This window comes from Bacillus sp. AY18-3 (genome assembly GCF_008042305.1).
GTDB lineage: Bacteria > Bacillota > Bacilli > Bacillales > Bacillaceae_G > Bacillus_A > Bacillus_A wiedmannii.
On sequence record NZ_QKQR01000009.1, the window covers coordinates 137,431 to 149,551 of the forward strand.

The 12,121-nt window shown below is 36.4% G+C and carries 13 protein-coding genes; 7 read left to right on the plus strand and 6 right to left on the minus strand.

The features are described from left to right. The first annotated feature begins 253 nt into the window (after nt 1-253). Together DM800_RS29130 and DM800_RS09485 are read left to right on the plus strand one after the other, a co-directional pair. Nucleotides 254-403 carry a hypothetical protein gene (locus tag DM800_RS29130; RefSeq protein ID WP_000283173.1) on the plus strand — a complete coding sequence of 50 codons (150 nt, stop codon included), beginning with the start codon at nt 254-256 and terminating at the stop codon, nt 401-403. Between the two features lie 91 nt (nt 404-494). Continuing rightward, a complete protein-coding gene (locus DM800_RS09485) occupies nt 495-1,580 on the plus strand; it encodes a transcriptional regulator (protein WP_147786769.1) in 1,086 nt (361 codons plus the stop codon). 55 nt (nt 1,581-1,635) lie between these two features. Here DM800_RS09485 and DM800_RS09490 read toward each other — a convergent pair whose 3' ends face one another. Beyond that, on the minus strand, nt 1,636-2,520 hold the full coding sequence (locus DM800_RS09490; protein ID WP_147786770.1) for a LysR family transcriptional regulator: 885 nt from the start codon (nt 2,518-2,520) through the stop codon (nt 1,636-1,638). A 135-nt stretch (nt 2,521-2,655) separates the two neighbouring features. Between DM800_RS09490 and DM800_RS09495 the strand changes: the two genes are divergently transcribed. Further along, the gene (locus tag DM800_RS09495; protein WP_147786771.1) at nt 2,656-4,656 is read left to right on the plus strand and encodes a YhgE/Pip domain-containing protein; all 2,001 of its coding nucleotides are present in this window, start codon (nt 2,656-2,658) and stop codon (nt 4,654-4,656) included. 40 nt (nt 4,657-4,696) lie between these two features. Here the strand turns inward: DM800_RS09495 and DM800_RS09500 are convergent, their stop codons facing one another. The 3 genes from DM800_RS09500 to DM800_RS09510 all read right to left on the minus strand — a co-directional run bounded on the left by DM800_RS09500 (nt 4,697) and on the right by DM800_RS09510 (nt 7,643). After that, nucleotides 4,697-5,077 (minus strand): VOC family protein, encoded by a 381-nt coding sequence (locus tag DM800_RS09500; protein ID WP_147786772.1) that lies wholly within the window; start codon nt 5,075-5,077, stop codon nt 4,697-4,699. Nucleotides 5,078-5,119: 42 nt separating this feature from the next. Beyond that, the gene (locus tag DM800_RS09505) at nt 5,120-6,277 is read right to left on the minus strand and encodes an acyltransferase (protein WP_147786773.1); all 1,158 of its coding nucleotides are present in this window, start codon (nt 6,275-6,277) and stop codon (nt 5,120-5,122) included. Between the two features lie 148 nt (nt 6,278-6,425). After that, nucleotides 6,426-7,643, minus strand: coding sequence for a dicarboxylate/amino acid:cation symporter (locus DM800_RS09510; protein ID WP_147786774.1), 1,218 nt, complete (start codon nt 7,641-7,643; stop codon nt 6,426-6,428). Between the two features lie 222 nt (nt 7,644-7,865). Here DM800_RS09510 and DM800_RS09515 point away from each other — a divergent pair, with 222 nt between their 5' ends. From DM800_RS09515 to DM800_RS09525, 3 genes are read left to right on the plus strand one after another with little or no spacing between them, the layout of a single operon-like run. After that, nucleotides 7,866-8,168, plus strand: a complete 303-nt coding sequence (locus DM800_RS09515; protein WP_075309888.1) for a PTS sugar transporter subunit IIB — start codon at nt 7,866-7,868, stop codon at nt 8,166-8,168. Nucleotides 8,169-8,182: 14 nt separating this feature from the next. Then, nucleotides 8,183-9,484, plus strand: coding sequence for a PTS cellobiose transporter subunit IIC (gene celB / locus DM800_RS09520; RefSeq protein ID WP_147786775.1), 1,302 nt, complete (start codon nt 8,183-8,185; stop codon nt 9,482-9,484). Between the two features lie 9 nt (nt 9,485-9,493). Continuing rightward, the gene (locus DM800_RS09525) at nt 9,494-9,811 is read left to right on the plus strand and encodes a PTS sugar transporter subunit IIA (RefSeq protein ID WP_075309706.1); all 318 of its coding nucleotides are present in this window, start codon (nt 9,494-9,496) and stop codon (nt 9,809-9,811) included. A 112-nt stretch (nt 9,812-9,923) separates the two neighbouring features. On the opposite strand, the gene speD is transcribed toward DM800_RS09525, so the two are convergent. After that, nucleotides 9,924-10,295 carry an adenosylmethionine decarboxylase gene (speD, locus tag DM800_RS09530; RefSeq protein ID WP_048563425.1) on the minus strand — a complete coding sequence of 124 codons (372 nt, stop codon included), beginning with the start codon at nt 10,293-10,295 and terminating at the stop codon, nt 9,924-9,926. Nucleotides 10,296-10,322: 27 nt separating this feature from the next. Continuing rightward, on the minus strand, nt 10,323-11,405 hold the full coding sequence (locus DM800_RS09535; RefSeq protein WP_147786776.1) for a polyamine aminopropyltransferase: 1,083 nt from the start codon (nt 11,403-11,405) through the stop codon (nt 10,323-10,325). A gap of 399 nt (nt 11,406-11,804) precedes the next feature. Between DM800_RS09535 and DM800_RS09540 the strand changes: the two genes are divergently transcribed. Next, nucleotides 11,805-12,107, plus strand: coding sequence for a PTS sugar transporter subunit IIB (locus tag DM800_RS09540; protein ID WP_001023567.1), 303 nt, complete (start codon nt 11,805-11,807; stop codon nt 12,105-12,107). The last annotated feature ends 14 nt before the right edge of the window (nt 12,108-12,121 follow it).

Consider the following 12,121-nt stretch of genomic DNA (forward strand, 5'->3'; position numbering starts at 1 on the left):
TGTAAACTCCTCTTCTTTTTGCCATTATTTTCTGATTGAATTGGAAGATTTATTCAGAAAAACTACCAAAAATATATATGTATTTAAAAAGTGGATATGGTAATATAATGTTTGAATATTCTAAATAGAAAGAAGTTAATGTTTAATAATATTTTGTTTGTTTTTTAGTAAGGAATATTTTATAATCTTTTATGCGAACATAAGTTCTGTTTTTCGAGGTGAAGAAGTTTATGTGAAATGGAGAGGATGTTTTATGTATCCTGAAGTCATTAAAAAGATGGCATTTTCAAAAGAGCATAGAGATTTATTATTGAAGCTGTATAATAAAGAGATTACGCGTCGTGAATATGATCGACTTGTGGCATCGCTATATAGACCTTCTAAAGAGGCTTGTGAGGGATAGAGGCAAGGGAGACAATCTAATAGATTGTCTTTTTTAATTTTACGTATGTTCTGGTAAAATTAAGGCTAGCCTTATTAGGGAGGTGAAAAGATTGCGGAAACGTTTATATATAGGGATTGGAGTTATTCTCTTAATCGCTTTAGGTGGCATTGTATTTTGGTCAGCTATACAAGGAAACCGTACAGAACATTTTATTTTAAGACATATGGTGAATGAAAATGGGACGCTTGCCACATATCGTTTAGCGGATACAAAGGCAGGTACGGGTGAAGCGAAAGGCCGTGAAGCTTTATCGGAATCAGCAGGACTATGGCTACAATATACATTGGATAAAAACGATCAAGCGTTATTCGATGAACAAGTTAAGGTTATTCAAAATAGCTTTGTACATAAGGATCATATTGTTATATGGAAAATCTCTGAAAAGGGAGAAATGCAGTCAGCTACAAATGCACTTATAGATGATCTTCGTATTATAGAACAATTATATCGTGCTTATGAAATGTACAAGGAGGAGCGTTATAAAAACTTGGCAGATCAATTGAGTGACGCTGTAATTCGTTATAATAAGAAAGGTAATTATTACGTTGATTATTATGATGCAGATGCAGGGAAACAAAATAATTTTGCAACGACATCATACTTAAATCCACACGCATTCTCGTATATGAAAAAGTACGGCAAAGTTTCTGCGCAGCAATATCAGGAAGTCGTTCAATTTTTAGCGGAGTATCCAAGGCATGGCTGGGCATTCCCAAAAGAGTATAAAGAAGATGGTACATTTACGTACGATAAAGAAGTAAATCTTATTGACCAATCATACGTTGCATATCATCGAAGTTTAGGTGGTCTTTCATCAGCTGCTTATTTGGAATTTATCAAGAAGAAGTTCCAGGAGGATGGAAAGCTATACGGTCGTTACAATTTAGAAACGGGAAAACAAACTGTGAATTATGAATCACCAGCCGCATACGGACTAACGATCTTGTACGTACTACAAACAGGTGATACAAAGTTTGCAAAGGAATTATATGATCATATGGCCACATTCCGAAATGACAATATATTTAGTAGATATTACGGTGGATACGTAACAGGTGAAAATAATAATACGCATATTTTCGATAACGTATTGCCGCTTTTAGCGGAAATGGAATTGGAGAAGAGTAAGAAATAGAAGGTGCTATCCTCTGAAGGTAGCACCTTTTATTTTTTACTAAGTCGATATAATTTTACGTTCTAATATTGGAGAAGTAGTCAATTACGAATCTACGGAATTGCTGAGCGGTTTTTGATAAGTAGCGTTTCTTCGACCAACTCAATCCGATAGTCCGCTCGCAATTGGGTTCAATAATACGTAACTTATTTAATGCTAAAGTAGAGTTTTTTAATAAAGTTAAACTTGGGACAAAGGCGATGCCGAGACCTTGCTTAATAAGGTCGCTAATCACGGTTGGTTCATCTACTTCAAAAGCGATATGTGGAGTGAAGCCAGCTTCTTTACAAAATTCATCCGTTAAGTGCCGAAATCCGTAACCAGTGTTCATACTAATAAATGGTTCGTCTTTTACTTCATGCAGATGGATATTTTCGCGTCCTGATAAACGATGACCTGAAGGGACAACTAAGAAAATTTCTTCTGTAATAAGTGGTTCCCACATAATTTCCTCGCCTTCAATTGGCACAGAAGAAATGCAAAAGTCAATTTCTATATTATCTAGTTGTCGCTTCATAGAAGGAGTAGATGCGAGAAATTGTTGGAATCGAACGTTAGGATGTTCTAGTAAAAAAGAACCGAGTAGTTCTGGTAATATTCTCGGAATAGAAACGGCTAGTGTAATAGAGCTTTGGTGTAATTCAGCTAAATCTTTAATTTCTCGTTCGCCTTCACTTAATTCATGAAAAATGCGCTCTACGCGTTTTAAAAATACTTTTCCAAAAGAGTTTAATGTAATCTGTCGACCTTGGCGATCAAATAATAGGACGCCTAAGTCCTTTTCTAATCTAGCGATTGTTTTGCTAAGCGAAGGCTGTGCGATATGCAGTTCTTCAGCGGCTTTTGTCATATGTTCTAATCGTGCGACTGTCTGAAAGTATTTTAGTTGAAGAAGTTCCATTTTGACTCTCCTTTCTATAGACCAAAAGGAATGAATTGATAATTAAAGATGTATTATACAGTATGAAAATGGGCGTGTATAGTAAATCTGTTAAACCATTGTAATGGTGTTAAATTAGGAGAAGGAGTATGTTTCATGAAGGGAATTCAACTTATATTTAAAGATTGGAAAGCGATGTGGCATCATAAACATGGACGTATCGCTTTAATTTTTTTATTAATCGTTCCTTTAATTTATTCAGGATTCTTTTTAGTTGGATATTGGGATCCATATGGACGATTAGATAAATTACCTGTTGCAATTGTAAATTTAGATAAAGGTGCTGCGATGGATGAAAAAACAATTCATGCAGGAGAAGATTTTGTCAAAAATTTAAAAGAGAATAAGGAACTAGCTTTTCATTTCGTATCAGAAAAAAATGCTGATGAAGGGTTAAAAGAAGATAAGTATTATATGGTCGTTACGATTCCAGAGGATTTCTCTAAAAAGGTAAGTACACTTATGGATGAGAAACCAGAGCCAGCGCAGCTTCAGTACAAAGTAAATCCGGGTAAAAACTTTGTAGCAGCTCAAATTGGAACGACAGCTGTTGAAAATATGAAAACAAAAATTTCAAATAGTATTACGAAATCTTATACAGAAGGTGTCTTTTCAAAGTTTCAAGATTTGGCACAAGGATTGAGTGATGCAAGTAATGGTGCTGAGAAGCTGCATGAAGGAACGACAGATGCAAAAAATGGGGCGAATCAGCTTGCAGATGGTATTCATCGTTTAAGTGACGGGGCATCAAAAGTGAAAGAGGGAAGTGAAAAACTTGCTTCTAGCCAATCTGCCTTAAGTGACGGCGCAAATGAGCTGAGTGAAGGGGCAACCTCACTTCATAGTGGTATGGCGTTATTAGCTCAAGGTGAAAAAACTTTACAATCAGGGGTTAGTGAATTAAGTGCTGGTACAAATGAATGGGTGAACGGAAGTGAGAAACTTGCTGAAGGGCAAGCGAAAGCGGACAATGCAGCAAATAGTGTAAAACAACAATTAGAAGAGTACGTGAAAAGTCATCCAGAAGTGCAGCAAGATCCTGCTTTTCAAAAGATCATTGCTACTTCTAACGGATTAGCTAAAGCAGCAAACACTTTAAATAATAGCCAACAACAATTGACACAAGGTGCGAAGAAGCTTGCTGATGGTCAGAATAAGATTGAAGAAGGTATGAATACATTCGGAGTTAAGTTAAGCGAGGCTACTGCTGGCACGAAAAAGATAGCAGATGGTGCTGCGAATGTAGCTAATGGATTTACGAAGTGGGGAAATGGATTTACAACATTACAAGAAGGTGTAAATCACCTTGCGATTGGCGGAACAGAGCTGAATCATGGTGCTAATAAGTTAGCGGACGGACTTGTTAAACTTGACGATGGTGCGAAAGAACTTTCTACGAAATTAGGAGAGGGCGCAGAGAAGATAGCGGATGTTCGCAATGATGATGCCCGTAATACGATGTTCTCAGAGCCGGTTCAGTTAGTGAAGTCGACAGTTTCTGATGTGCCTAACTACGGTTCAGGCATTGCACCATACTTTTTATCACTGGCATTTTATGTTGGCGGAATTATGGCATCGAATATTTTACCTCTTGGCCGTAGACAAAATATGAAGGTAAGCGGAACAGTACATTTTATTAATAAACTAGGATTGGTATATTTAATTGGACTTATTCAAGCATTACTTGTGGATGTGGCTGTGCTAGGAGTTATGAAATTAGAAGTTGCAAGTGTGCCACTCTTTGTTTTATCAAGTATCGTTATTTCCTTTACGTTCATGACGTTTATTCTTATGTTAGTAACGGTATTTGGTCTTGTTGGAAAGTTCTTAGCGGTAACGCTTCTAGTCTTGCAATTAGCGACGAGCGGGGGGACTTTCCCAGGAGAATTAAATATAGCTGTTCTTAGCAAAATTGGACAGTTTCTCCCAATGTCCCATTCTCTTAGAGGATTACAAGATGTTATCTCTTTAGGAGATTGGTCACAATTACAAATACAAATTTTAATATTGTTATGCTATCTCGTTGTTGCTGGCGGAATTGCTTGGATTACGAGTCATATACAACATAGGGAAACGAATGCAGAACAAGTTTCTTAAAATGAAAGAAGCTATCCGTTTTTTTAGGATAGCTTCTTTTTTATTTACGCTCCATTACCGCAAAGTAATTGTTTTCATTATCAGCAAAGTTGAATGCTCTACCTGTAGGTAAATCTACAACTTGTCCAACTGTAACGTTTTTCTCAGAAAGATCTTTATACAGTTGATCTAAGTTATTAGAGAAGAACATAAGTGAAGGTGTATTTAAGTTTAATTCAGGTTGCATCTTCGCAATTAACGCTTTATCGTGAAGGACGATGCTTGTGCCTCCTTCTTTCGTTGGTGCAATTTCAATCCAGCGAAAGCCTTGTCCGTTATTTTCTTCCGCACTAATTTGGAATCCTACTGTCTCAGTCCAAAATTGTACTGCTTCATCTTGATTATTTACATATAACATAATTTGTCCAATTTGATTAATCATAGGTGTGTCCTACTTTCTTTTCTTGTATGGAATTCTATTATATCAAAGATATGGTTTGAATACTTTTTCGTGATTTTTCCGAAGTACAATCTTAGCCCATTTCATATTTGTCGTAGGGGAAGGCCCTGTAATCCATGTATGAAATGGTAGTGTACTGCAAATGACCATTGCTGAAATCGAGATTGTGGCCGTTATTGTAAATAATAATAAGCTATATAATATTGTGTTTTCTTGCAGTGTGAATAAAGAAAGAAATTTTGTACAGAGTTGCAAGAAGAAAAAATGAGCTAAATAAGCACCATACGTGTAACTCCCAATAAATCGTAAAGCTTTATATAAGAAACCTCGTCGTTGTACGATTGTAATAGACAGCACGTAAAGTATAATAATTTCGCATACGATATATAAAAACATAGACGGTTTTAAATAAGTCGAAACGGTTAAATGAATAGAGTTTGCTCCGTAAAAACTAAATAACTCATAATTGATGAATAGAAATAAGACGAAAAATAATATTGTGATAAGCGGGATATGTTTCATGACAAATGTACGCCACGCTTTTAGTGCGACAGCAGCGATTCCTCCCATGATGAAATAGAATGAGTAGAAGAAGAAGGAACGATCTGTATAATGTAAAATGGTTGAGCTAGTCAATTTCTCTCCATTAAAAATGTAGTGGGAAGAATACCACATTAAGAGGAAATATAGACAAGCAAAGATGGTCATATATTTATATATGTCTTTTTTATTTTCTGTTCGTTTTTGAAACCAATAAAATAGTGTGCATAGCAAAGGGAACAATAAGTGAATTTGGAACATCATAATAACGTACCAAAGATGGGGCGCGGCTGTTCCGAGTAATAAACTTTTGATTCCGCTTTGTAGTGTAATCATATCGTTTGTTGTTAATAAGTAAAGAATAGACCAGAAGAAATAAGGAATGAGTAAATGTGCGGCTTTTTCATAAATATATTCTGTGTAGGCCAGTTGCTTCGTATATTGCCGAATTAAGTGAAAGCCGACGATAAATATGAATGCAGGTGCTGAAAATTTTGCAAGGTTGAATAGCATGCCCATAATGAGGGATTGCTCAAGTAAAACATTTCCTTGATTCATTGTATATAATAAGGAACTTTGCAAAACGACAGCAAGGAATGCAATGCTTTGCAAAACTTTAAATTCTGGTGCGCTTTGAGTCATTAGATCCATCTCCTTTTCCATACATGATTATAGTACGGAGAATGGATAATGAGTGTGGAATATTTGTGAAGATTATAACAAATTTGTGGCGGAATGGATTAGCAACAAAAAAAGAGGATGCTCGGTTGGAGCATCCTCTTTCTATTTATTAAGCAAATTTATTTTTGATCCAGTTCTTACCTTCTACAAGGCGAGCTGTCATTACGGCACAAGCGTTATCTCCTGTTACGTTTAACACTGTTGCAGGAGGGTCAATGATTGTACTAATTGCTGCGATAATTGGCAATGCTTCTGGCGGGAAGCCGTATAGAGAAACGATTAACATTTCACCAATCATACCACCACCTGGAATAGCGCCCATTACTGTTCCTACTAATAGAGAAACAACAAGTGCAATTGCTAATGTTTTCGGTCCTTCGAATTCCATGTTGAAAATACCGAATAAGAAAGCAATTTTTAATACGCCACCTAAAACAGATCCATCTTTATGAAGTGTAGATCCAAGAAGGACAACTGTTTCACGAACGTCAGAAGAGATACCCATTTTCTTCGTTGCTTCCAAGTTCGCTGGAATACTAGCAGCACTACTACAAGTTGCTAGTGATGTAACTGTAGGAGATACCATGTTCTTCCAAAAAAATTGTACACCTTGTTTGCGACCGGCAAGGTATGCATAGAACGTGAAGAATACAAAGAAGTAAATTAGAGACGCTGGATAGTATACCATTGCTGCTCGGAAGTAAGTTCCAAGAAGTTGTGGTCCGAATTCACCAACTAATGCCGCGAAGTAAGCAGCAAGTCCGATTGGAGCGTAGTACATAATGAAAGATACAACTTTCATTGAAATTTCTGCACCAGCTTGTAAGAATGTAGCGAATGGCTTTCCTTTTTCACCAACTGCTGAAGTTGCAACCCCCATTAAAATAGAGAAGAAAATAAGAGCTAACATATTTTCACGAGATAGTAACTTCGAGAAATCAGATACTGTTATAATACCAACAATTTGATCCGCAACACTAACCGCTTTTTCAGCTTTGTCAGGTTGTGTTAGTTCTAATACAACACCTTGTGCTGGCGGGAATACTTTCACGACAATAATCATAAAAATAGCAGCTAAAATACTTGTAAATAAGAAAGTCCCAGCCATACTAGACATAATTTTACCGAAACGTTTTAATCCATCCATATTAGCAATAGATGACGCGATGCTAAAGAACACTAAAGGTACAACAATCGTAAACATTAAGTTTAAGAAAATGTCACCAAGCGGCTTTAAAGCAACTGCATCGGCACCCATGAAATAACCAATGAAACCACCAATTAGGATAGAAGATAATAAAATAAGTGGAAAGCGATATGCCTTCATAAATATATCCTCCTATCAATTAAAAAAATCATACTGAATTATTATAGCGAGTTAGAGTCCTCTTTACTAGGAGAATAATGATAGATGGAATAGCGTGAAAACCGAGAAATTTTTGTTTTTAAGCTCGGCATACAGCAGGAAATCTAGACATATATATTTGTAACCTAGTGGTGGCAAGGAATGCACCGTGGCTTAGGTTTAGAAAAAGGGGAGGGGAAAGGGATGAATATTTTACTTTGCTGTGCAGCGGGAATGTCTTCCAGTTTGATTGTTACAAAAATGGAGAAAGCAGCAGAGGCAAAAGGGATAGAGGTAAAGATTTGGGCAGTATCAGGTTCTGAAGTAAATAGTCATATAAATGAAGCAGATGTACTTTTGCTTGGACCGCAAGTACGTTATTTATTACCGAAAATGAAAGAATTATGTAAGGAGAAGGGTATACCTGTTGATGTCATTCAATCCGTCCATTACGGACTTTGTAATGGAGAGGCTATCTTACAAGCAGCTTTGTCCATGAAACAATGAGGAGAGTGAGATAGATGATACGGTTTTTAGAGAAATATGTAATGCCAGTAGCAGGGAAGGTTGCAGAGCAGAGGCATTTGCAAGCAATTCGTGATGGGATTATTTTGACGATGCCGTTCTTAATTATTGGATCATTTTTTCTTATTATTAGTGCTTTACCAATACCAGGATACAATGATTTTATGGCAGGTTTGTTTGGGGATAATTGGCAGAGGGCTTTAGGGTATCCAGTTAGTGCAACTTTTAATATAATGGCTTTAATAGCTGTTTTTGGAATCGCTTACAGGCTTGGGGAGTATTATAAAGTGGATGCCTTAGCATCTGGGGCATTGTCGCTTGTGACGTTTTTACTTGCGACACCATTTCAAGTCGCATATATTATACCAAGTACAAAAGAGAGTGTACTTGTAGAAGGTGCTATCCCAGCAGCATTAATGGGAAGCCAAGGGTTGTTTGTAGCAATGATTATTGCACTTATATCTACTGAACTTTATCGGTTTATTGTACAAAAAAAGATAATTATAAAGATGCCAGAGACAGTTCCACCAGCTGTGACGCGTTCATTTGCGGCACTTGTTCCAGGATTTATTGTTGTAACGGTTATTTGGATTTTACGCTTAATTATAGAAAATACTTCTTTTGGCAGTATCCATAATATTGTAGGGCAAATTTTACAGGAACCACTTAGTGTACTTGGTGCTAGTCTTTGGGGCGCAATAATAGCAGTTATTCTCGTTCATGTTCTTTGGTCGTGTGGAATTCATGGTGCTACTATTGTTGGTGGTGTAATGAGCCCCGTTTGGTTGTCGTTAATGGATCAAAATCGAGTTGCTTTTCAAGCAGGGCAAGATGTACCAAATACGATTACCGCACAGTTTTTTGATTTATGGATTTATATGGGCGGTTCCGGTGCAACACTTGCTTTAGTTGTAGGAATGTTACTATTTGCGCGAAGTCAGCAATTAAAAAGTTTAGGGAGATTGTCAATTGCTCCTGGCATATTTAATATTAATGAGATGGTAACTTTTGGTATGCCGATTGTAATGAACCCAATTTTATTAATTCCATTTATATTGGTTCCAGTTGTGTTAACAATTGTTTCTTACTTTGCAATGGAATGGGGATTAGTTGCTCGCCCGAGTGGAGCTGCTGTACCTTGGACGACACCAATTCTATTTAGTGGATATTTAGGATCAGGCGGGAAAATTTCAGGCGTTGTTTTACAACTTGTTAACTTTGCGCTTGCATTCTTCATTTATTTACCGTTCTTAAAAATATGGGATAAACAAAAGGTAGCGGAAGAAAAGGGGGAGTAAAGAACTAAAATGGATACGATAGAGACGAAAGCTTTTCATTTAATTTTGCATGGGGGAAATGCGAGAAGTTGTTCAATGGAAGCAATTGATTGTGCAAAGCGCGGAGAGTTTACAGAAGCAGAAGCGAAATTACAAGAAGCGTTAGATGAATTAAAAGAGGCGCACCGTGTACAAACGGAGCTCATACAGAAAGAAGCTGGTGGTGAAAAGACCGAAGTTACTCTTCTAATGGTGCACGCGCAAGATCATTTAATGAACGCGATTACGGTGAAGGAATTAGCGAGTGAATTTGTAGAATTATATAGGAAGATGTTAGCGACTGAATGAACCTTGCGTATGCAAGGTTTTTTTATGTATATGTCTGTACCATCAGTGGAGTGTTCGTGCCACTGATGGTATTATACAATCCTCCTTTTGTACGGATGAGTAAGAGTGTTAATTAATCAGTAGTAACAATTTCTCCTATACCACGAATTAATTTTTTTGTATGCATCCGTTCTGGTTTTAATATATTTACGATATAATCAATCGCTATTTGCGGTTCAACGGTTGTACCGCATGTATAACAATCAATTGCTGCAAAGTTTTTTTCTGGATAAGTGTGAATAGAAAGGTGGCTTTCTGATAGCAAAATTAATACAGTAACGCCATAAGGCTGGAATTTTTTTTTACTTACGTTTAAAACGTGTGCACCAGATTGATCTGCAGCGGCAACTAAATGATGTTCTAAAAAGTAAATATCATCTAATAGGGGAGAATCCACTCCCCATAAATCTACTATTATATGCTTACCGAAAGTAGAATATTCCATAAGGTAGCACTCCTTACTATAATATCGTCAAAACTCCATTTCCTTTTTGTAGCATTGGTGTAGGATAAGATTCGATTCTGAGTTTAGAAGAGCGAGATTACGTTGTTCCAAATGTTCTTCTTTAAATTGAAATAAAGGAGAAAGAAGAGAGGGTAATGTTCGAGGAGATGGCACTACATATAATTGCTCAATTTGATCGAGTACATAGGCAGAATTAGCGGCAATATGAAATCCCCAGTCAGTTCCGAAAGAAGGAACGATTGTATGATAACTTTTCACAGTTAATCCAGCATGTTCAATTGTGTTACCGATACTCCAGTATACTAGAGGTGCATCAGCAGGGGAATTAGATTGGCAGACGAATGCTCCACCTTCTGTTAAGAATGTAGCTATACGAGCAAAAAGTTCGCTTGTATATAAAGTACTTAACAACTCTGTCGCTGGGTCTGGAAAATCAATAATGATGACATCGTATAAAGAGGAAGGAGTACTTAGAAACTCTTTTGCATCACATACGTGTGTATTTACACGATTATCAAAAAATGCACTTTTGTTCAAAGAAACTAATTCAGGAACATTACGAGCCATATCAATCATCGATCCATCTAAGTCAACAAGGTCTACATGTAGTACAGTTTCATATTTTAAAACTTCTCGTAAAGCAAGACCGTCGCCACCGCCTAATATGAGAACACGTTTTGGATCAATTACTTTTGACATAATTGGATGTACAAGTGCTTCATGATAAATTTGCTCATCAACGGAACTAAATTGTAGTTGCTTGTCCAAATATAAACGGACATCGCTTACTTGTAACAAAGTAATATTTTGATAATTACTTTGTTCCGCAAATAAATTTGTATGTTCACCAGCTTGTATTTCCTTTAGAGAAATTTCATCCCACACATCTAAGTTGTGTAAATCTGTGGGTACTATGATTACATTTTCCGATTGTACTTGCTTGTCCTGTTTACCGTGCTTGTCTTGTTTATTTTCCATTTCCTGTTGTTCTAGTTCAAATTTTTCATAGTCTAATTCAGAGCGCTTGTCTTTTTTATTGCTTGTTATTCTATAAATCTTTATTTTGTTCTGTTTTCTATGTTTTGGCATAGGAATCCCCTTTCGAATTGTGTTATTTTATTCTATTCTATGTAATTTAGTAGAGTTGGCTTGGACAATAGATAGAAGAGTGTGTTCAAGAGAGGTTTATTTTTACTAGATTTTCACGCGTGAAAAATTTTTTTAGTGTTTTTTTGTTTTAAATACAACTAGACAACTAAACACTAATCTATTTTCATACAGTTATGTGTTAAAAGCGTGTTGTTTTATAACACACTGTGTGTTTTTTGGGTGACACACTAATTGAAAGCGTTAACACACAAAGAAAACAGTCGAAAAAGTGCTGATTTTAGTGGTTTTAAAAAGTTGGCACGCTAATTGCATTAATAAATAGCGTAAAGAAAAATAAATAAACATAAATTTTTTATACTACACAAGGGGGATTTTCAAATGAATATTTTATTATGTTGCTCAGCAGGGATGTCTACAAGTTTACTAGTTACAAAAATGGAAGCGGCCGCAAAAGCTCGCGGTCTAGAAGGAAAGATTTGGGCTGTATCTGGGGATGCAGTAAAAACAAATATCGATCAAGCAGACGTATTATTATTAGGACCACAAGTTCGTTACATGCTTTCTTCAATGAAAACGCTCGCTGATGAGAAGAACGTTGGAATCGACGTTATCAATCCAATGCACTACGGCATGATGAATGGAGAAGCAGTTTTAGATCACGCATTAACACTTAAAAAATAATTAGGGGGGAAGCG